General features: G+C 65.3%; 24 protein-coding genes. 8 read left to right on the forward strand and 16 right to left on the reverse strand.

Going from position 1 to position 18,755, the window contains the following annotated elements; translation table 11 throughout:
- Positions 1-203: hypothetical protein (locus tag ACH107_RS20630; protein WP_412507406.1), on the forward strand; the 203-nt coding region annotated here is incomplete at its 5' end.
- Between the two features lie 110 nt (positions 204-313).
- Here the strand turns inward: ACH107_RS20630 and ACH107_RS20635 are convergent.
- The 11 genes from ACH107_RS20635 to folK all read right to left on the reverse strand — a co-directional run bounded on the left by ACH107_RS20635 (position 314) and on the right by folK (position 8,873).
- Positions 314-643 (reverse strand): DUF1491 family protein, encoded by a 330-nt coding sequence (locus ACH107_RS20635; protein WP_412507407.1) that lies wholly within the window; start codon positions 641-643, stop codon positions 314-316.
- Entirely contained in the window at positions 643-1,548 is a 906-nt protein-coding gene (gene era, locus ACH107_RS20640; protein ID WP_412507408.1) for a GTPase Era, read from the reverse strand. Before era ends, ACH107_RS20635 begins: the two co-directional genes overlap by 1 nt.
- A gap of 9 nt (positions 1,549-1,557) precedes the next feature.
- Positions 1,558-2,241, reverse strand: a complete 684-nt coding sequence (gene rnc, locus ACH107_RS20645; RefSeq protein WP_310690083.1) for a ribonuclease III — start codon at positions 2,239-2,241, stop codon at positions 1,558-1,560.
- Entirely contained in the window at positions 2,238-3,074 is an 837-nt protein-coding gene (gene lepB, locus ACH107_RS20650; protein WP_412507409.1) for a signal peptidase I, read from the reverse strand. Before lepB ends, rnc begins: the two co-directional genes overlap by 4 nt.
- 63 nt (positions 3,075-3,137) lie before the next feature.
- Positions 3,138-3,548 (reverse strand): holo-ACP synthase, encoded by a 411-nt coding sequence (gene acpS, locus ACH107_RS20655; protein ID WP_412507410.1) that lies wholly within the window; start codon positions 3,546-3,548, stop codon positions 3,138-3,140.
- A gap of 5 nt (positions 3,549-3,553) precedes the next feature.
- Entirely contained in the window at positions 3,554-4,177 is a 624-nt protein-coding gene (locus tag ACH107_RS20660) for a LysE family translocator (RefSeq protein WP_412507411.1), read from the reverse strand.
- Positions 4,170-4,913 carry a pyridoxine 5'-phosphate synthase gene (locus ACH107_RS20665; protein ID WP_310690087.1) on the reverse strand — a complete coding sequence of 248 codons (744 nt, stop codon included), beginning with the start codon at positions 4,911-4,913 and terminating at the stop codon, positions 4,170-4,172. Before ACH107_RS20665 ends, ACH107_RS20660 begins: the two co-directional genes overlap by 8 nt.
- Positions 4,914-5,002: 89 nt before the next feature.
- Entirely contained in the window at positions 5,003-5,656 is a 654-nt protein-coding gene (locus ACH107_RS20670) for a DUF2062 domain-containing protein (RefSeq protein WP_412507412.1), read from the reverse strand.
- Between the two features lie 16 nt (positions 5,657-5,672).
- Entirely contained in the window at positions 5,673-7,811 is a 2,139-nt protein-coding gene (locus ACH107_RS20675; RefSeq protein ID WP_412507413.1) for a RelA/SpoT family protein, read from the reverse strand.
- A 21-nt stretch (positions 7,812-7,832) separates the two neighbouring features.
- The gene (rpoZ, locus tag ACH107_RS20680) at positions 7,833-8,195 is read right to left on the reverse strand and encodes a DNA-directed RNA polymerase subunit omega (protein ID WP_412507414.1); all 363 of its coding nucleotides are present in this window, start codon (positions 8,193-8,195) and stop codon (positions 7,833-7,835) included.
- 90 nt (positions 8,196-8,285) lie between these two features.
- A complete protein-coding gene (gene folK / locus ACH107_RS20685) occupies positions 8,286-8,873 on the reverse strand; it encodes a 2-amino-4-hydroxy-6-hydroxymethyldihydropteridine diphosphokinase (RefSeq protein WP_412507415.1) in 588 nt (195 codons plus the stop codon).
- Between the two features lie 91 nt (positions 8,874-8,964).
- Between folK and ACH107_RS20690 the strand changes: the two genes are divergently transcribed.
- The gene (locus ACH107_RS20690) at positions 8,965-9,537 is read left to right on the forward strand and encodes an NYN domain-containing protein (RefSeq protein WP_310690092.1); all 573 of its coding nucleotides are present in this window, start codon (positions 8,965-8,967) and stop codon (positions 9,535-9,537) included.
- Positions 9,538-9,569: 32 nt separating this feature from the next.
- On the opposite strand, the gene ACH107_RS20695 is transcribed toward ACH107_RS20690, so the two are convergent.
- Positions 9,570-10,043, reverse strand: a complete 474-nt coding sequence (locus ACH107_RS20695) for a c-type cytochrome (RefSeq protein WP_412507416.1) — start codon at positions 10,041-10,043, stop codon at positions 9,570-9,572.
- Positions 10,044-10,172: 129 nt separating this feature from the next.
- Between ACH107_RS20695 and ispH the strand changes: the two genes are divergently transcribed.
- From ispH to rnhA, 3 genes are read left to right on the forward strand one after another with little or no spacing between them, the layout of a single operon-like run.
- Positions 10,173-11,123: a 4-hydroxy-3-methylbut-2-enyl diphosphate reductase gene (gene ispH, locus ACH107_RS20700; RefSeq protein ID WP_412507417.1), complete on the forward strand. Its 951-nt coding sequence runs from the start codon at positions 10,173-10,175 to the stop codon at positions 11,121-11,123.
- 49 nt (positions 11,124-11,172) lie between these two features.
- Positions 11,173-11,622: a DUF3429 domain-containing protein gene (locus tag ACH107_RS20705; protein WP_310690095.1), complete on the forward strand. Its 450-nt coding sequence runs from the start codon at positions 11,173-11,175 to the stop codon at positions 11,620-11,622.
- 30 nt (positions 11,623-11,652) lie between these two features.
- Entirely contained in the window at positions 11,653-12,105 is a 453-nt protein-coding gene (gene rnhA, locus ACH107_RS20710) for a ribonuclease HI (RefSeq protein ID WP_310690096.1), read from the forward strand.
- Here rnhA and fmt read toward each other — a convergent pair.
- Genes fmt through def (ACH107_RS20725) form a run of 3 tightly spaced genes read right to left on the reverse strand, consistent with a single transcriptional unit; the run spans position 12,102 to position 14,039 of the window.
- Positions 12,102-13,004 (reverse strand): methionyl-tRNA formyltransferase, encoded by a 903-nt coding sequence (gene fmt / locus ACH107_RS20715; protein WP_412507418.1) that lies wholly within the window; start codon positions 13,002-13,004, stop codon positions 12,102-12,104. The genes rnhA and fmt overlap by 4 nt on opposite strands.
- A 12-nt stretch (positions 13,005-13,016) precedes the next feature.
- Positions 13,017-13,517, reverse strand: coding sequence for a peptide deformylase (gene def, locus ACH107_RS20720; protein ID WP_310690098.1), 501 nt, complete (start codon positions 13,515-13,517; stop codon positions 13,017-13,019).
- Complete coding sequence (gene def / locus ACH107_RS20725; protein ID WP_310690099.1) at positions 13,518-14,039, reverse strand: peptide deformylase; 522 nt, start codon at positions 14,037-14,039, stop codon at positions 13,518-13,520. It lies immediately after the preceding gene.
- Between the two features lie 102 nt (positions 14,040-14,141).
- Here def (ACH107_RS20725) and ACH107_RS20730 point away from each other — a divergent pair, with 102 nt between their 5' ends.
- From ACH107_RS20730 to ACH107_RS20740, 3 genes are all read left to right on the forward strand, one after another.
- A complete protein-coding gene (locus ACH107_RS20730) occupies positions 14,142-15,314 on the forward strand; it encodes a MalY/PatB family protein (protein ID WP_412507419.1) in 1,173 nt (390 codons plus the stop codon).
- A 171-nt stretch (positions 15,315-15,485) separates the two neighbouring features.
- The gene (locus ACH107_RS20735) at positions 15,486-16,490 is read left to right on the forward strand and encodes a glutathione S-transferase family protein (RefSeq protein WP_412507420.1); all 1,005 of its coding nucleotides are present in this window, start codon (positions 15,486-15,488) and stop codon (positions 16,488-16,490) included.
- A 128-nt stretch (positions 16,491-16,618) separates the two neighbouring features.
- The gene (locus ACH107_RS20740; protein ID WP_412507421.1) at positions 16,619-17,788 is read left to right on the forward strand and encodes a lytic murein transglycosylase; all 1,170 of its coding nucleotides are present in this window, start codon (positions 16,619-16,621) and stop codon (positions 17,786-17,788) included.
- 130 nt (positions 17,789-17,918) lie between these two features.
- On the opposite strand, the gene ACH107_RS20745 is transcribed toward ACH107_RS20740, so the two are convergent.
- Positions 17,919-18,755 (reverse strand): chromosome segregation SMC family protein (locus ACH107_RS20745; protein ID WP_412507422.1); only part of this gene is annotated, 837 nt, incomplete at its 5' end.

Genomic DNA, 18,755 nt, shown 5'->3' on the forward strand with positions numbered 1-18,755 from the left:
TGGTATCTCTCCGGTCGGGCTACGCCCTCCCTACGAAACACCACCCCAGCGTTCTCATCCTGATTGACGCTCGACTCTCACCTTGTTTGTCGCGCGGCATGCGCCGCTTCCGCTTCGGCCTTGTCGCCGTGGGCGTCATAGAGCGCCCGCGCATACTCTGCGATTTTCTCGATCTGCATATCTCGGCTCCCTTCTGGTCGTGATGGCCTGCCATGGACCGGTGGAATGAGCGGGCATAGTAAACCACGCTCGGCGCCAACTGGGGTTGATTGAAATCAAGCCCCGAAACACCGCGCACGGGCAGGCGCCTGGGTCAGTCAGACAAACCCGGTTCATCCAGCAGATGCCGCCCGGCCCGGTCTTCGACCTCGATGATCCAGACATCGGGATCGAATCCGGACTGGCGCGCAAGGGCCGCATCGACCTGCGGCTCGTCGCCCTCGGTCAGCACGACCCACCTGCGATCCCCGCTCATCAGGTCGAAACTGCGCTGATAGGCCACCGCCCGGCCATCCAGCGTGTTCAGCTTGACCAGAACCGCCCCCGCCGTCGAATCCCCCCGACGCACCACGAAGGCGGGGATGTCGGACAGGCGCACCCGGGTCAGATAGGCCGACACCCAGACATCCGCCGTCAGGCGCATCAGTTGCCGTCCCGGAAATCCAGACCCATTTCCGAATAGCGCTCGGCCTCGTCCAGCCAATTCGGGCGCACCTTCACCTGCACGAAGAGGTGTATCCTGCGCCCGAGGAACTCTTCCAGGTCTTCGCGGGCGGCCTTGCCCACGGCCTTGATCGTCTCGCCATGCTTGCCAAGCACGATTCCCTTGTGGCCGTCGCGGACCACGTAGACCACCTGATCGACCCGGGCCGAGCCATCCTCGCGTTCTTCCCAGCTCTCGGTTTCCACAGTCAGCTGGTAGGGCAGTTCCTGGTGCAGGCGCAGGGTCAATTTCTCGCGCGTCATTTCGGCGGCGATCATGCGCAGCGGAAGGTCCGCGATCTGATCCTCCGGATAGAGCCACGGCCCCTCGGGCATCTGTTCGGCCAGCCATCGGCGCAGATCATCACAGCCATGGCCCTTTTCCGCCGAGATCATGAAGGTTTCGACAAAGGCGAAACGGTCATTCATCTGCTTTGTCAGGGCCAGGAGCGCGGGGGCCTCGACCCGGTCGATCTTGTTGATGGCCAGAGCGACCTTTCGGCCCTGCCCGACCACCTGAAGCTGTTTGAGGATCGCCTCGACTCCTTCCGTGACGCCACGGTGTGCCTCGACCAGAAGGGCGATCACATCGGCATCGGCGGCCCCGCCCCAGGCGGCACTGACCATGGCCCGGTCCAACCGTCGGCGTGGGCGGAACAGGCCCGGCGTGTCCACCAGAACGATCTGCGTGTCGCCCTCGATCGCCACGCCCCGCAGGCGCGCACGGGTGGTCTGCACCTTGTGCGTGACGATCGAGACCTTGGCCCCGACCATCTGGTTGGTCAGGGTGGATTTGCCCGCGTTCGGCTCTCCGATCAGGGCGACGAATCCAGCGCGTTGGGTCATATAGCTATCCTACTCTGCCTCGACACGGTCCAGCAAAGCCTTGGCCGCGGCGTGTTCGGCATGGCGCTTGGAGCCGGCGGTGGCGCGGGCGCTCTGGCCGCTCTCAAGGGTCACTTGAATCGTGAATTGTGGCGCGTGATCGGGGCCCGAGCGCGCGCTTTCCTCGTAAACCGGCGGCTGCTGGCCGCGCGCCTGGGCCCATTCCTGCAGGGCGGTCTTGGCATCGCGGGCATCGGCCTTGACGGTTCGGATGCGATCGCCCCAGAGCGCGACGATACGCGCCCGTGCCGCCTCGAATCCGGCATCGAGGTAAACGGCGGCGATCACCGCCTCCATCGCGTCGCCCAGCAGCGCCTCTTTGCGCCGCCCACCGGATTTCATCTCGGACCGGCCCAGTTTAAGCACGTCGCCAAGGTCGATCTCGCGGGCCACCGCGGCACAGGTCTCCTTGCGCACCAGCGCGTTGTAGCGCGGGGCCAGTTGCCCCTCGGCGGCGGCCGGGTCGGCCTCGAGCAGGGCCTCGGCCATAACCAGCCCCAACACCCGATCGCCCAGGAACTCCAGCCGCTGGTTGTCGTCGCGGTGAACGCTGGACATCGAGGGATGCGTGACCGCGCGGATCAGCAGCTCTGGCCGGGAAAACCGGTGGCCCAGCCTGTCCTGAAACGCCCTGAGCTCGGCCGAGAGTTTCAATCAATCGCCTTGAAGAAGCGGTCCGACCGCCAGGTCCAGAAGGCCAGCATTGACCGCCCGGCCGAGGAGAACATGACCCGGTCCGCCCGACCGACAATGTCTTCGTAGGGCACGAAACCGACGCCGCGCGCCGTCTGCGGCACGCGGCTGTCCGAGGAATTGTCTCGGTTGTCGCCCATGAAGAAATACTGCCCCTCGGGCACCGTGAAGACGCCGGTATTGTCCAGCGACCGCGGCCCGATGTTGAGCACCGAATGCGTGACCCCGTTAGGCAGCTCCTCGGTGAAACGTTGCTTCTCGCACTCGGACCCGAGGCCCACCGCCCCGGCCATGCATTGCGGCAGCTGGCCACTGGGCCCCTGACGTTTCATGGTTTCAGTGAAGACTCCGTCGGGGCTCTGCGCGGCGGCCTCGCCGTTGATATGGACCACACCGTCACGCATCTGGATACGGTCACCGGGCAGACCGATCACGCGCTTGATGAAATCGCGGCCCGTGACCGGGTGACGGAACACCACGACGTCACCGCGCTCGGGCGCGGACCCGAACAGCCGGTCGTTGCCGCCCTCGAAGACGCCGCAGAAATCATCCGCGCCCACGTCGATTCCCAGGCGCGGGATGCGGATCGAGGGGCAGGAGGCGTAGGAATAGCCGTAGGCCATCTTGTTGACAAAGAGGAAATCGCCGATCAGCAGCGTATCCTTCATCGAGCCGGAGGGAATCCAGAACGGCTGAAAGAACAGCGTCCGGAAGACCCCGGCGATCAGCAAGGCATAGACCACGGTCTTGACGGTTTCCTTCACCGAGTGAAGCACGCCGGGGCTTTCGGACATTGGCTGGGATTCCCTTAGAAAGACCGCTTCTTCATGGGGCGGGGGCGGCCCCGAGTCAACCTGTCAGTCAGGCCCGGCCAGCGGGCGCGCCTCGATCACCACGAAGGCCTGCGCCCAGGGGTGATCGTCGGTCAGGGTGACATGGATGATAGCCTCGTGGCCCGCGGGGGTCATTTCGTGCAGACGGTCTTTGGCCCAGCCCGTGACAGCCATGACCGGTTGACCTGTCGAAAGATTGCTGACGGCCATGTCCTTCCAGGCAATGCCCATGCGCAGGCCCGTGCCCAGCGCCTTTGAACAGGCCTCTTTGGCGGCCCAGCGTTTGGCGTAGGTGCCCGCGACATCGGCGCGGCGTTCGGACTTGGCCTGCTCGGTTTCGCTAAACACACGCGACCGGAATCTGTCGCCGAAACGGTCGAGCGTGCCCTGGATGCGCTCGATATTGGCCAGGTCCGTGCCGATGCCAAGGATCATTGCGCTCAGGTTTCCAGCCGCAGGGTCAGGATACGCAGGCTGGCCACGCCGAACAGCAGCCCGACGGCCAGCTCGAACCAGCGCCGGGCGCAGGCATAGGCCGTCGAGATCGCGTCCACCGAGAACACCCAGGCATAGCCGAGGAACATCACCGCCGAGACGCTCGCCAGCATGGCGAACACCTGCCAGACCGTCAGCAGGCCCGACCCGGCGGGCAGCGCGATGGCGTAGATCGCCCCCCAGGCAAGCATGGCCTTGGGGTTGGTCAGGTGGATCAGCAGCCCCCTGAGAAAAAAGCGGTGGCGCGGCACCGCCCCCTGCGCGGCGGGCCGATTGCGCCAGGCCGACCGCAAGGATTTCAGCGCGAGGTAAAGCAGATAGGCCGCACCGGCATGGCGCAGAACCTCGAACAGCCAGGCATTCGCCACCATCAGCGCCGAGAAGCCCAGCGCGGCGGCGACCCCCCAACTGGCGGACCCGGCCACGATGCCCAGCGCCAGTGCCATGCCCGAGGCCCGCCCCTGCCCCATGGAGGTGCCCGAAATCGCAAGGGTCGCCGGGCCGGGACTGCCTGCCGCGACCATCCAGCCTAGCAAGAGGGCAGGCAACAGAATGAGGAGGTCAGTCACCCCGGGCCCCGTCGATCAGGCGGCGCATCTCGCGGATCGCCGGGTCCAGCCCCATGAAGATCGCCTCGGCGATGATGAAATGGCCGATATTGAGTTCCTTGATCTCGGGAAAGGCGGCCACCGGCTGCACGGTATCGAAGGTCAGCCCATGGCCCGCATGGACTTCGAGCCCCAGCGAATGGGCGAAGGCGGACATCTCGCGCAGATCCTCAAGCGCGCGGTCGCGGTCGTCGAGGCGGCCCTCGGAGTGGGCATCGCAATAGGCGCCCGTATGCAGTTCGACCACCTGCGCGCCGATACGGTGGGCCGCTTCGATCTGGCGCGCGTCGGCGGCGATGAAGATCGACACCCGGCAGCCCGCGTCTCGCAAAGGCGCGATGAAATGGGCGAGGCGGTTTTCCTCGCGCGCGACCTCGAGCCCGCCTTCGGTGGTCCGTTCCTCGCGTTTCTCGGGGACGATGCAGACGGCGTGCGGCCGATGGCGAAGGGCGATGCGCTGCATTTCCTCGGTCGCGGCCATCTCGAAGTTGAGCGGGGTCTCCAGCGCCTCGGTCAGCGCCTCGATGTCGCGATCGGAAATGTGCCGGCGATCCTCGCGCAGATGCGCGGTGATCCCGTCGGCCCCCGCCGCCTCGGCCAGCCGCGCGGCCCGCACGGGATCGGGATAGGCCCCGCCGCGGGCGTTGCGCACGGTGGCCACATGGTCGATGTTCACGCCCAGACGCAGGTCGCGCATGTCCGTCCTCCTTGATCACACCCTGCGAAGCTAGCGCCGCAAGGGGGCCGGCGAAAGCCGGCGTGCATGACAAATCCTGAATTGGCCCATCACGGGCACCGCGGCGGGTCCTCGTCTCGCCCGGGCGTGTTGCGCGCCGGCTTGAGCTTGCGCAGCTTGGCCTTGAGCAACTTGCGCCGCCGGTTCTGATAAGCGTGGATCACTCGCACAGAGAGGTAATAGCAGACCGTCGCCGCGACGAAACCCGGGATGATCCCGCCGATCATGAAGGGAAAGAAGGTCGTCTGATAGAAGTCCTGCAACCCCTCCCACTGCATTGGCTCGTGCACGAAGATGGCGCGCAGATTGTGCCAGATATCGGCCCAGGCGGCGGAAATCTCGGCATTCAGGTCCAACTGCCGCGGCGTCTCTCCCAGCAAAATATGCCCGAACCACAACGAGGTCGCCGCGATGGGAAGATAGGTCAGGGGATTGCCGAAAAAGGTCGCCAGCAGCGCGGCCACCATGTTGCCCCGCATCAGCCAGGCCAAAAAGACCGAGATGAAGAAATGCAGCCCGAAGAACGGCGAGAAGGTCACGAAGACCCCGGCCCAGATTCCGCGTCCGATCTTCTCGGGGGTGTCAGGCAGCCGGCGCACCCGGTACTGGACATAGCGCGCCGCGCGGGCCCACCCGCCGCGCGGCCAGAAGACCTCGAAGACGATCCGCCAGATCGGGCGTCTGTCCCTGCGTCTGAAGACCACCTGTCGCGTTCCCGTCCTAATCTTGGCGTTCGACCGTCCCTGCGCGGTCGGGGTCGCGGTGACGGCCGATGGCCGAGACATGGCTTTCGGCCTCAAGCGCCGTCATGATCCTGTGCATATGTTCTACGTCACGCAGGTCAACCTCGATCAGCAGCCTGTAATAGTCCGGCTTGCGGTCGAGGAAGACCAGGTCGGATATGTTCGCCTCCTGCTCGCCGATCAGGGTGCAGACGCGGCCCAGGACCCCGGCATCGTTGGAGATCGTCAGCTCCATGGTGACGGTGTTGCCGGCCCGGTGCGTCCCGTCGGCCCAATGCAGATCGACCCAGCGGTCGGGCTGGTCTTCGTACTGGGCCAGCACATCGCAGTCTATGGCATGCACGACAACACCCTGGCCGCGCTGGGTGATCCCGACGATGCGCTCGCCGGGGACCGGCTGGCAGCACTGCGCGCGGCGGAACGACTGGTCGGCGGCCAGACCCACGACGGCGCGGCGCGGCTCGATCTCGGGGCCGTCGGCCTCGGCCAGTTCGGGATAGATGGCGCGGACTACCTCGCGGCTGGTCAAGTGGGCGCTGCCCAACTGTTCCAGCATGTCCTCGGTCGTGGCCAGCCCCATCGCCTTGGCGGCGGTGCCCAGCGCCTTGTCGGTGGCCTTCTTGCCGATGCTCTCGAAGGCGACGCGGGCCAGTTCCCGGCCCAGCCGGATGAACCGCTCGCGGTCCTCTTCGCGCAGGGCCCGGCGGATGGCGGTCTTGGCGCGACCCGTCACGGCGATATCGACCCAGGTCACCTGCGGGCTCTGGCCCTCGGCGGTGATGACTTCGACCGACTGGCCGTTCTTGAGCCGCGTCCAGAGCGGCACACGCAGCCCGTCGACCTTGGCGCCCACGGTGGCATGGCCGATCCGCGTGTGGATGGCGTAGGCAAAGTCGATCGGCGTGGCCCCGCGCGGCAGCTTGATGACATCACCCTTTGGCGTGAAACAGAAGACCTGGTCCTGGTACATCTCAAGCTTGACGAAATCGAGGAACTCATCGTGGTCGTGCCCCTCGTCCAGGCGTTCGGTCATCGCGGCGACCCAGCGCGCGGGATCGACGGCAAAGCGGTTCTCGACCCGTTCGCCATCACGATAGGACCAATGCGCGGCAACACCCGTTTCAGCAACCTCGTGCATCTCGCGGGTGCGGATCTGCACCTCGACACGCTTGCCGTCGCGCCCTGACACAGTGGTATGAATCGAACGATAGCCGTTCGACTTGGGTTGGCTGATATAATCCTTGAACCGCCCGGGCACCGCGCGCCAGCGCTGGTGGATCACGCCAAGGACGGCATAGCACTCGGCCTCGGTCCCGGTGATGATGCGAAAGCCGTAGATGTCAGACAGGCGCGAAAACCCCTGGTCCTTTTCCTGCATCTTGCGCCAGATCGAATAGGGCTTCTTGGCGCGGCCATAGACCTCGGCCATCAGGCCCGCGCGGTCCAGCTCGTTTTCCATGTCGGTGGTGATCTTCTCGATCACGTCGCCGGATTCGCGTTGCAGGGTGATGAAACGGCGGATGATGGAATTGCGCGCCTCGGGGTTGAGAACGCGGAAGGCCAGGTCCTCCAGTTCCTCGCGCATCCACTGCATCCCCATGCGCCCTGCCAGCGGGGCATAGATGTCCATCGTCTCGCGCGTTTTCTGGACCTGCTTGTCCGGGCGCATGGACTTTATGGTGCGCATGTTGTGCAGCCGGTCGGCCAGCTTGACCAGCGTCACGCGCAGATCGCGCGCGGTTGCCATGAACAGTTTGCGGAAATTCTCGGCCTGCTTCGAGGCGGCATCGGTCAGCTGCAGGTTGGTCAGCTTGGTGACCCCCTCGACCAGATCGGCGATCTCGCGTCCGAAGCGGTGCTCGACCGTCTGGAAACTGGCCTTTGTGTCCTCGATGGTGTCGTGCAACAGGGCCGTGACCAGGGTGGCATCGTCCATCTGCTGCTCGGCCAGGATGCCGGCAACGGCCACCGGGTGGGTGAAATAAGGCTCGCCCGAATGGCGGAACTGGCCGTCGTGCATCTTCGCCCCAAAGGCGAAGGCATCGCGGATCAGATCCTCATTGGTCTTGGGGTTGTAGGTTCGGACCAGCCCGATCAGGTCATCTGCCGCGATCATTATTCCGGTCGGGGTCCGCCTCTACTTCTGGCTCTGGGCGTCCATGAGGGCGCGCAGGAGCTTTTCCTCGCTCATGTCGTCTTCGGCGGGGGCGTCGGGCTGTTCGCTGTCACCACCCATGAGGATCGCCATGGAGTCCTCTTCGGGTTCGTCGACCTCGATCTGCGTCTGGTTCGATTCGATCAGACGCTCGCGCAGATCATCGGCCTGCTGGGTCTCGTCGGCGATCTCGCGCAGCGACACGACCGGGTTCTTGTCGTTGTCGCGGTCCACGGTGACGGGTGACCCAGCCGAAATCTCGCGGGCCCGGTGCGCGGCGAGCATCACCAGCTCGAAGCGGTTCGGAACCTTGTCTACGCAGTCTTCAACGGTCACGCGGGCCATGAGGGCACTCCAATCGGTCGGTCTGGGCAGTCGGTCGAAGTCGGTGGCATAAAGGCTTGACAGGACTTTGACAAGGCGATTCCGGGCCCGTCACAGGGGCTTGACCCCAGCTTTCTCGGTTTCGGGCCGCGCCGCAAGCATCTGCGCCACGCTCAGATCCAAGATCGGATGGCGCCATTCGACTGCGACATCGGCCAGCGGCACCAGGACAAAGGGGCGGTCCTGCACCCGCGGATGCGGCAGAATCAGCTCTTCTGGGGCGTGGCGTTGCTGCTCGGTCAGCGGCAGGTCGCGCCAGCGCGCCTGGGTGGCGGCATCCGGAAGCACAAGATCCCCCATGGCGATGAGGTCCAGATCCAGGCTGCGCTGTCCCCAGCGCGCGCGACGGGTACGGCCGAACTCGGCCTCGATCCCGTGCAGGCGATCCAGTATGTCGCTCGCCGCCGCCACGCTGTGAAAAGCAACTGCCGCATTCACGAAATCCGGCCCCGATCCAGCCGGAAAGGCCGGGGTGGCAAAGAGCCGGCTGACCGCGATCCCGTCTTCGAAACTCGCCTGCAATGCCGCCATCGCAGCCTGCACCGTGGTCCGCGCCCCGCCGTGCGGCGACTCGGCATTCGACCCGAGGGCCACGAGGGTCAATCTTTCGGGTGTATCCCTAAGGAAAGGTTGTGTCATGCAGCATTTCCCTTACGTCCGTGGCACCTTGCCGGACTACTACCACTCATGAACATCCCCAACCGGCGAGTTGTTATTGGAAGGAAAATTCATGTTCTATCGCGATGAGCGCCTCGCGCTCTTCATTGATGGGTCGAACCTTTATGCGGCGGCCAAGGCGCTGGGGTTCGACATCGACTACAAGCTGCTGAGACAGGAATTCATGCGTCGCGGCAAGCTTCTCAGGGCCTTCTACTACACTGCCCTGCTTGAAAATGACGAGTATTCGCCGATCAGGCCGCTGGTCGACTGGTTGCACTACAACGGCTTCACCATGGTGACGAAACCCGCGAAGGAATTCACCGACAGTCAGGGGCGCCGCAAGGTCAAGGGCAACATGGACATCGAACTGACGGTCGATGCCATGGAACTGGCCCCCCATGTGGATCACATCGTCCTGTTCTCGGGTGACGGGGATTTCCGGCCACTGATCGAATCGATCCAGCGCAAGGGCGTGCGGGTCTCGGTCGTCTCGACCATCCGCAGCCAACCGCCCATGATCGCAGATGAGCTGCGCCGCCAGGCCGACAACTTCATCGAGTTGGAGGACCTGCGCGAAGTCATCGGCCGCCCCCCGCGTGAGCCGCGCGAACCCCGGAGCGAGACAGCCGTCAGCACCGAGTGATCCCCGGTCCAAGGCAAAACGTCCGCCGCCGCCTATTGCGCCTGCTCGGCGGCGGCGGCGTTCATCTGGTCATGTCGCGCGATGATGCCCTCGGGCCAGGTGCTCTTGATATAGGCCAGCACCTGCAGGATCTCGCGGTCGTTCAGGATTCCCTCGAACGCGGGCATGTCGCTTTCATAGCCATTGCCGACCACCGCGGCAGTCCCGTATTTCGTCAGCATGAACAACTGGGGGTCCGGATGATGCCAGGTGTGACCCGTCTCGTCATGGGGCGGGGCAGGCAGGCGGCCGCTGTCCTTCGGCGCGCGCCAATTCGGCTCGCCGCCGAGGTCGGACGCGTGGCAGCTGGCACATTGGGCCTGATAGATTTCCGCGCCCGCGGCCACGGCCTCGGGCACATCATGAGGAAGAAGCTGACCGGGTTTCTGATCCGCAAGGGCCGCCACGGCGAGGACACCGCCAATCAAGCCGACACCGCCCAGTGCGGCCAGAGTAGTTCGTATCATACCAACCTCCCGTTTGATCGGATCGGCCTTGTCGAGGTTCCCGCGCTGGAAGGCAAGCGCCTATTGGCCGGGTGCGTTTTTGCCAGACGCGTTCTGGACGCGCCCGCCGCCAGCCCCTAAGTTCCGCCCATGACCAAGCCGTCCCTTACCTTGCTTCTTGCCGCGCCGCGGGGCTTCTGCGCCGGTGTCGACCGCGCCATCAAGATCGTCGAGATGGCGTTGGAAAAATGGGGCGCGCCGGTCTACGTGCGCCATGAGATCGTTCACAACAAATTCGTGGTGGACGACCTGTGCGCCAAGGGCGCCGTCTTTGTCGAGGAGCTGCACGATTGCCCCGATGACCGCCCAGTGATCTTTTCGGCCCATGGTGTGCCCAAGGCCGTTCCGGCCGAGGCCGCCAAGCGCGAGATGATCTATGTCGATGCCACCTGCCCGTTGGTGTCGAAGGTGCATATCGAGGCCGCCCGACATGCCGAGAACGGGTTGCAGATGATCATGATCGGCCACGCCGGCCACCCCGAGACCGTGGGCACCATGGGCCAGCTGCCCGAGGGCGAGGTGCTGCTGGTCGAAACGGTCGAGGACGTGTCCCGCGTGCAGGTGCGCGACCCCGAAAAGCTGGCCTTCGTCACACAGACCACCCTGTCGGTGGATGACACGGCCGATATCGTCGCGGCCCTGCAGGCGCGATTCCCCGGGATCATCGGCCCCCACAAGGAAGACATCTGCTATGCCACCACGAACCGGCAGGAGTCGGTCAAGGCGGTGGCGCCGCGCGCCGATGCGCTGCTGGTGGTGGGCGCGCCCAATTCGTCGAACTCGCGCCGGCTGGTCGAGGTGGGGCGCAAAGCGGGCTGCCCCTATGCGCAACTGGTGCAGCGGGCCACGGATATCGACTGGCGCGCGCTTGAGGGGATCACCTCGGTCGCCGTCACCGCCGGGGCCTCTGCCCCCGAGGCCCTGATCAACGAGGTGATCGACACCTTCCGCGACCGCTACGATGTCACGGTGGAAACCGTCGAGACCGCCCGCGAAGACGTGGAATTCAAGGTGCCCCGCGCCCTGCGCGAACCCGCCTGACGCAGCTGCCCGCTTGCCAAGCACGGGTTACCGGATCATCTATGGCCCCATGAAGGATATCCCTCGTTCCGCTCTCGTACTCGGCCTTGCCGGGCTTCTGCCCTTCCTGTGGGGGGCACTGACCGTGCTGTTTCCCGATGCCGGGATGCAGGCGATGGCGCGGCTGGGCGGCCGCTTCATCGGACCCTACGTCCAGATCGCCTATGGCACCGTGATCCTGGCCTTCATGGCCGGTGTTCTCTGGGGCTTTGCGACCCGGGCCGAGGGCCGTCTGGCCGCCTTCGGCTATACCCTTTCGGTCGTCCCGGCGCTCTGGGCCTTCTTCATGGTTGGCGGTGGGGCGGTCAGCGCCGCGGTCAACCTGGCCACGGGTTTCGCGGGGTTGCTGCTGCTGGACTGGTTCTTCTGGAACGCGGGACTGGCCCCGCGCTGGTGGATGGCCCTGCGGGTACCGCTGACGCTGGTTGTGCTGCTCTGCCTCGCGCCGGTGATCCTGTGACACAGACGCCCTGCACCCTTGTGACCGCCCATGCCTGACCTCTTTGCCTTCACCGACGGCGCCTGTTCAGGCAATCCCGGCCCCGGCGGCTGGGGCGTGCTGTTGCAGGCCCGCGAGGGCGACCGCGTCCTGCGCGAACGAGAGCTTTCCGGCGGCGAGGGCGGGACCACCAACAACCGCATGGAACTGATGGCCGCGACCGAGGCGCTCAACGCCCTCACTAAGCCCAGCCGCGTTACGATCGTGACCGACAGCAACTACGTCAAGGAGGGGATCACCAAGTGGATTCACGGCTGGAAGGCCAAGGGCTGGAAGACGGCCCAGAAAAAGCCGGTCAAGAATGCCGCGCTCTGGCAGGCGCTCGACGCCGCCGCCGCGCGGCATGACGTGACCTGGGAATGGGTCAAGGGCCATGCGGGCCACCCGGAGAATGAACGCGCCGACGAACTGGCCCGCGCCGGGATGGCTCCTTTCAAGGGCTAGACGGTTTCAGGCGGCTGCCAGCCCTTGAGCACGTCAACAACGGGCGCTGCGCGTCGGCCCGCCCGTTGCAGTTCCAAGATATCCACCGCGCCGATCCCAGCCCCGATCCGGAGTCCATCGTCCACGGCGACCCGTCCGGCGGGCAGGTCGGTGTCGGCCAGGCCTGCGCGCAGGAGCTTCACCCGCTCGCCGCCGATATCGCACCAGGCGCCGGGGAAGGGCGACAAGCCGTTGATCTGGAGCACGATTCGTTCGCCATGGCCAGACCAGTCGATGCGAGTCTCGGCCTTGTCGATCTTGGCAGCATAGGTCACGCCATTCTCGGGCTGTGGCAGGGGTGCCAGATCTTCGAGATCGGCCAGCGCGGCAACGATCAACTGCCCCCCCATGGCCGACAGCCGGTCATGAAGCTGCCCCGTGGTGTCCTCTGGGCCGATCGGCGTCGCTTCGCGCAGCAGGACCGGGCCGGTGTCCAGCCCGGCCTCCATGCGCATGATGCAGACGCCGGTTTCCTCGTCCCCGGCGAGAATCGCACGGTGGATCGGCGCCGCCCCACGCCAACGCGGCAAAAGCGAGGCATGGATGTTCAGACAGCCGTGCCGGGGCGCGTCCAGCACCGGCTGCGGCAGCAAGAGGCCATAGGCCACCACGACGGCGACATCCGCGTTCAGCGCCGCGAAATCCGCCTGTTCCTGCGCCCCTTTCAATGACACAGGGTGGCGCAGGGGCAGGCCCAGCGCCTCGGCCCTCGCCTGCACCGGCGTCGGCCGGTTCTTCTTGCCCCGGCCCGCCGGACGCGGCGGCTGACAGTAGACGCAGGCAATCTCGTGACCCGCTTCGACAAGCGCGTCCAGCACCGGCACCGAGAAATCGGGCGATCCCATGAAGACGATGCGCATTGGCTCCTCCTGCTATCCGGCCCGCAGCTTGCGGGCCTTGCCGATCAGCCGGTCGCGTTTCAGCCGGGAGAGGTGATCGAAATACATCCGCCCGTTCAGGTGATCGATCTGGTGCTGCACGCTGGTCGCCCAGAGCCCCACGAAATCCCGCCGATCATAGGTGCCCGTTTCATCCATGAACCGCACCGTGACCGCGCGGGGGCGCGATATCACCGCCGAGACGCCCGGCAGGTTCGGCGAGGCCTCCTGATGTTCACGCAGCTGGACGCTGGCATGCAGCACCTCGGGGTTGGCCATGCGCACGGCCTGCCCGCGCTTGTCGCTGGCATCCACCACGGCCAGTCGCAACGGCACGCCCAGCTGCACCGCCGCCAGCCCGACCCCGGGCATGGCATCCATGGCTTCGATCATCTCGGCCCAGAGCGCGCGGACCTCATCGGTGATCGCTTCGACCGGCTGCGCGGGGGTGCGCAGGCCCTTGTCGGGCCAGGGCACGAAGGCGCGCGGCGGCATTCAGGCGCGCGCCTTCTCGCGCTTGAGCTTGGCCATCCTGCGCGTGATCATCTGCCGCCGCAGCGGCTTGAGGTGATCGATGAAAAGCTTGCCGTTCAGGTGGTCGATCTCGTGCTGCACGCAGGTGGCCCAGAGCCCGTCAAAATGGGCGCTGTGGGGCTGGCCGTCCAGCCCCAGCCAACCTACCGTCACCTCCGCGGGGCGTTCCACGTCGGCGAATTGTTCGGGAATGGACAGGCAGCCCTCTTCGTAGACGTTCCGTTCCTCCGACACCTCGATCACCTGGGGATTGATCAGAACCATCGGTTCGGGCGTCGCGTCGGGGTCCTTGACACAATCCATAACCAGAAGGCGGTCCATCACACCGACCTGCGGTGCGGCCAGCCCGATGCCAGGGGCATCGTACATGGTCTCCAGCATATCGTCGGCCAGCCGCCGGATGTCGTCGGTCACCTCGGTAACCGGCGTCGCCACCTTTTTCAGGCGCGGATCGGGGTGGATGAGGATGGGTCTCAGGCTCATGCGAAGGCATTTATGTGATCGCGCGGCGCGGCGCAATACGCCGGCCCTTGCGCTTGGCGCCGGGACAGATAGCGTCGCACCCAGCCAAAACATGAGGATCTGATGAGCTTCGACACCCTGACCCACCGCATCGGCACCGGTTCCACCAAGTGGGACATGACGCAGCCCGCCTTCGGCATCCCCGCGAACGAGGCCTTGCCCATGTGGATCGCAGACAAGGATTTCGAGGCCCCAGAGTTCCTGCAGGACGCAATGCGCAGTCTGATCGCGCGGGCCGACTACGGCTATTTCTGCGACCTCGACTCCTTTCACGAGACGATCCGGTGGTGGCAGCACACACGCCACGGCTGGCAGATCGACACCGATTGGCTGTTCACCACCTGCGGGCTGGGCAATGCCATCGCCCTGACGATCCAGTGCTTCACCGATCCCGGGGACCACGTCGCGATCTTCACCCCCGTCTATCACGAGTTTGCCGCCAAGATCGGCCGGACCGAGCGTGTGGTGACCGAATTGCCGCTGGTCGTCCGCGATGGCGTCTATGCCCTCGACTTCGAGGCCTTCGAGGACCGCATGACCGGCAAGGAAAAGATCCTTCTGATCAGTTCGCCGCACAATCCCGCAGGGCGCGTCTGGACCCGCGCCGAATTGCAACAGATGGCGGATTTCTGCGAGCGCCACGACCTGCTGCTGGTCTCGGACGAAGTGCATGGCGACCTCGTATTCAAGGGCCACAGCTATCAGCCGACGCACGCGGCGGTGCCCGGGATTGCGCCACGGCTCATCTCGATGAGCGCGGCCTCCAAGACATTTTCCATCGCAGGCGCGCGCACCGGCTACATGGTGATCCCCGATCCAGACCTGCGCGCCCGGTTCGCCCGATTCTTTCGTGGTTTCGACATCAGCCCCAACCTGCTGGGCGTGACCCTGACCCGAACCGCCTACAGCCCCGAAGGTGCCGCCTGGGTGGACCAGCTGATGCCCTACCTGCAGACCAACCGCGATCTGTTCTGCGCCGGGGTTGATGAAATCCCGGGGCTGACGGCCATGCCCATGCAAAGCACCTATCTGGCCTGGGTGGATTTCTCCGGAACCGGCATGGACCGGGCTGAGATACACACCCGGTTGCAGGAGGGTGCCCAGATCGCCGCCACGCCGGGGCATACCCTGGGCACGGGCGGCGAGACCTACATGCGGTTCAATCTCGGCACCCAGAAGGCGCGCGTGCAAGATGCCCTGGACCGATTGTCGAGCGCTTTCGCCGATCTTCAGTAGCCGGCCCGGACGGGATGGCGGGGGGATGTTGCCCGCCAATCACAGGCGGTGCGGCGGGGCATCCGACAGCCAGTTGTGCGCCTGTGCCGAGGATGATGCGCATTCGTCGCCCTTTGCGCGCAAGCGACATGATCTTACGTGTGCAGAGAACCAAAACAAAAGGAGGCCGTCATGGGCCAGTTGGTCAACGGCAAATGGGACGACGCTTGGTACGATACCAAATCGACGGGAGGTGCTTTCAAGCGCGACACCTCGCGGTTTCGCAACTGGGTGACGCCCGACGGCAGCCCCGGCCCATCGGGCGACGGCGGCTTCAAGGCTGAAAGAGGACGCTACCACCTTTATGTCTCCTATGCCTGTCCCTGGGCGCATCGCGCCTTGGTGTTCCGGCTTCTCAAGGGGCTCAAGGATCATATCGGCGTTTCCGTCGTGCATCCCCATATGCTCTCGGACGGCTGGACCTTCGCGGATGATTTCGACGGGGCCACGGGTGATCGCCTCTACGGCCTGCCCTTCGCCCGCGACATCTACATCAAGGCCGATCCCGAAATCTCGGGCCGTGTGACCGTACCGATCCTCTGGGACCGTCAGCGCGAGACCATCGTCTCGAACGAAAGCTCCGAGATCATCCGCATGTTCAACACGGCCTTCAACGATCTGACAGGCAATACCGACGACTACTGGCCAGAGGAGTTGCGCGACGATATCGAACCGATCAATGCACGCATCTACGACACCGTCAACAACGGGGTCTACAAGTCCGGCTTCGCCACCACGCAAGACGCCTATGACGCCGCCGTTTACCCCCTGTTCGACAGCCTCGAGTGGCTTGAAGACCACCTGTCGCGCAACCGCTACCTGATGGGGGACCGCATAACCGAGGCCGACTGGCGGCTCTGGACCACCCTGATCCGGTTCGACCCGGTCTATCACCTGCACTTCAAGTGCAACCGCAAGCGGCTGATCGACTATCCCAACCTCTGGGGCTTCACCCGCGAGCTTTACCAATGGCAGGCCTCCGACGGCCCGGTGTCTGAAAGCGTCCACATGGGCCACATCGTCGAGCACTATCACTACAGCCACGACACGATTAATCCCAACCGGATCATTCCCATAAACCCTGACCTCGACCATGAGGCGCCGCACGGGCGCGACGGGGTTCAGTCGGCGGCCTGACCTGCGCCGCTCCGATACTGACCGCCCCCCGGCGGCTGCCTGCACGCCGCCCGGGGGGTGCCCCAACATGCTCTTGCTCGACAGCGGTAACTTGCTAGGCTCCGACCTGTTCTACAGCGGAGTCCCCCATGCGCGCCCTTGCCCTTGCCCTTGCCCTTTCCCTTTTTTCCGGACCTGCCCTCGCGCAGACTTGCGGCGGCAGCTTTCCCGCCTTCGTCGATCAAATGCGCGCCGAAGCCCGGGACCGCGGCCATGACCAGACCACGGTGGACAGGTTCTTCCGCAATGTCCGCCGGGATCCGGATGTCATAGCCGCCGACAAGCGTCAGGGGCACTTCCAGCGCGATTTCATAGACTTCTCGGGCCGCCTGATCGCCCAGTACCGGGTCGACAATGGCCTGTACTACGCCAATCAGCTCGACAGCCTCTTCGACCGTATCGAGGCCCGCTACGGTGTCAGCCGCGGCGTGCTACTGGCCTTCTGGGCCTTCGAGACCGACTTCGGCCAGGTCCAGGGCGATTACAACACGCGCGACGCCTTGGTCACGCTGGCCCACGATTGCCGCCGCCCCGAGCTGTTCCGCCCCCATGTCTTTGCCGCGCTGGAGCTGTTCGCACGCGGTGATTTTGATCCGTCCAACACCACCGGTGCCTGGGCCGGCGAGATCGGCCAGGTCCAGATGCTGCCCGAGGACATCCTGACCAACGGCGTCGATGGCGACGGGGACGGACGCGTCACACTCAAGACCTCCTCGGCGGATGCGCTGATGTCGGGGGCGGCCATGCTCTCCGATCTCGGCTGGCGCCCCAATGAACCCTGGCTCCAGGAAATCCGCGTGCCCGACACCCTCGACTGGTCCCTGACCGGACTAGACCAGCCGCGCCCGACGTCCGACTGGGCCGCGATGGGCGTCACCGCACGCGCGGGCAACCTGCGCGGCGACCTCGACGCCGCGGTGCTGCTGCCCATGGGGCGCAATGGCCCGGCCTTCCTCGCCTACCCGAATTTCAACGTCTATTTCGAGTGGAACAAGAGCTTCGTCTACGTTCTCACCGCCGCCCATTTCGCGAACATCCTCGAAGGCGCGCCACGGTTTGATCCCCGCAACCCCGAGCCGGGCCTGTCGGGGCCGGACATCCTCGCGCTGCAGGAGAAACTCGTCGCGCGCGGCTATGACGTGGGCGGCATCGACGGCATCATCGGCGCGATGACCCGTGACGCCGTGCAAGAGGAACAGATCCGCCTCGGCATGCCTGCCGACGCCTGGCCCACAAGCGCCCTTCTCAAGGCGCTCTGACGCCCGGTTTCTTTGGGTCGAAAATACCGCGGGGGAGTCGCGCTTGCGCGACGGGGGCAGAGCCCCCCGTCCGGGACGGCGGGTGGGGCGCCTTTGCCGGGCGGGCCCGGCAAAAAGCGGCATCCCGCCGTCAGGCGACCATCTTTTCCGCCGCTTTCAGGTCCACGGACACCAGCTGGCTGACCCCCTGTTCCTGCATGGTCACCCCGAAGAGGCGGTCCATCCGGCTCATGGTCACCGCGTGGTGTGTGATGATCAGGAACCGCGTGTCGGTGCGGCGGCACATCTCGTCCAGCAGATCGCAGAACCGGCCCACATTGGCGTCATCCAGCGGCGCATCCACCTCGTCCAGAACACAGATCGGTGCCGGGTTGGCCAGGAAGACGGCAAAGATCAGTGCCAGCGCGGTCAAGGTCTGTTCGCCCCCTGACAACAGGCTCAGCGTCGACAGTTTCTTGCCGGGCGGCTGGCACATGATTTCCAGCCCCGCATCCAGCGGGTCGTCGCTTTCGACCATCACCAGCTTGGCCTCACCCCCTCCGAAGAGGTGCTTGAACAGCATCCCGAAATTCTCGTTCACCTGTTCGAAGGCGGTCAGCAGCCGTTCGCGGCCCTCCTTGTTCAGGCTGGCAATGCCCGAGCGCAGGGCACGGATCGCCTCTTCGAGGTCGGTTTTCTCCTTGAGAAGGGAATCGTGCTCTTCCTGCACCTCACGGGCATCTTCCTCGGCGCGCAGGTTCACGGCGCCCAGCGCGTCCCGCTGGCGGCGCAACCGGGCCACATCCGCCTCAATCTTCTCGGCGCCGGGCATTGTCGCGGGGTCGGCGTCCAGCCGCTCCAGCAGCTTTTGCGGCGTGACCTCCTGCGCTTCCATGATGCGTTCGGCGGCACTCTCCACTGTCTCGCGGGCGGCCTCGGTTCCTCGGCCAGTTGCTGGCGCAGATCCAGCATCCCGAGGCGCACCTCT

The sequence above is a fragment of the Roseovarius halophilus (ex Wu et al. 2025) genome (genome assembly GCF_047086965.1).

Bases quoted from the DNA above. Each gene is read 5' to 3' on its own strand.
- ACH107_RS20735 (WP_412507420.1), top strand. From the start codon at position 15,486: ATGGGCCAGTTGGTCAACGGCAAATGGGACGACGCTTGGTACGATACC.
- ACH107_RS20665 (WP_310690087.1), bottom strand. From the start codon at position 4,913: ATGCGCGACCTGCGTCTGGGCGTGAACATCGACCATGTGGCCACCGTG.
- ACH107_RS20635 (WP_412507407.1), bottom strand. From the start codon at position 643: ATGCGCCTGACGGCGGATGTCTGGGTGTCGGCCTATCTGACCCGGGTG.
- lepB (WP_412507409.1), bottom strand. From the start codon at position 3,074: ATGTCCGAAAGCCCCGGCGTGCTTCACTCGGTGAAGGAAACCGTCAAG.
- def (WP_310690098.1), bottom strand. From the start codon at position 13,517: ATGCCGCCGCGCGCCTTCGTGCCCTGGCCCGACAAGGGCCTGCGCACC.
- ACH107_RS20730 (WP_412507419.1), top strand. From the start codon at position 14,142: ATGAGCTTCGACACCCTGACCCACCGCATCGGCACCGGTTCCACCAAG.
- fmt (WP_412507418.1), bottom strand. From the start codon at position 13,004: ATGCGCATCGTCTTCATGGGATCGCCCGATTTCTCGGTGCCGGTGCTG.
- def (WP_310690099.1), bottom strand. From the start codon at position 14,039: ATGAGCCTGAGACCCATCCTCATCCACCCCGATCCGCGCCTGAAAAAG.
- rpoZ (WP_412507414.1), bottom strand. From the start codon at position 8,195: ATGGCCCGCGTGACCGTTGAAGACTGCGTAGACAAGGTTCCGAACCGC.
- era (WP_412507408.1), bottom strand. From the start codon at position 1,548: ATGACCCAACGCGCTGGATTCGTCGCCCTGATCGGAGAGCCGAACGCG.
- acpS (WP_412507410.1), bottom strand. From the start codon at position 3,548: ATGATCCTTGGCATCGGCACGGACCTGGCCAATATCGAGCGCATCCAG.
- ACH107_RS20740 (WP_412507421.1), top strand. From the start codon at position 16,619: ATGCGCGCCCTTGCCCTTGCCCTTGCCCTTTCCCTTTTTTCCGGACCT.
- folK (WP_412507415.1), bottom strand. From the start codon at position 8,873: ATGACACAACCTTTCCTTAGGGATACACCCGAAAGATTGACCCTCGTG.
- ACH107_RS20695 (WP_412507416.1), bottom strand. From the start codon at position 10,043: ATGATACGAACTACTCTGGCCGCACTGGGCGGTGTCGGCTTGATTGGC.
- ispH (WP_412507417.1), top strand. From the start codon at position 10,173: ATGACCAAGCCGTCCCTTACCTTGCTTCTTGCCGCGCCGCGGGGCTTC.
- ACH107_RS20705 (WP_310690095.1), top strand. From the start codon at position 11,173: ATGAAGGATATCCCTCGTTCCGCTCTCGTACTCGGCCTTGCCGGGCTT.
- ACH107_RS20675 (WP_412507413.1), bottom strand. From the start codon at position 7,811: ATGATCGCGGCAGATGACCTGATCGGGCTGGTCCGAACCTACAACCCC.
- ACH107_RS20690 (WP_310690092.1), top strand. From the start codon at position 8,965: ATGTTCTATCGCGATGAGCGCCTCGCGCTCTTCATTGATGGGTCGAAC.
- rnhA (WP_310690096.1), top strand. From the start codon at position 11,653: ATGCCTGACCTCTTTGCCTTCACCGACGGCGCCTGTTCAGGCAATCCC.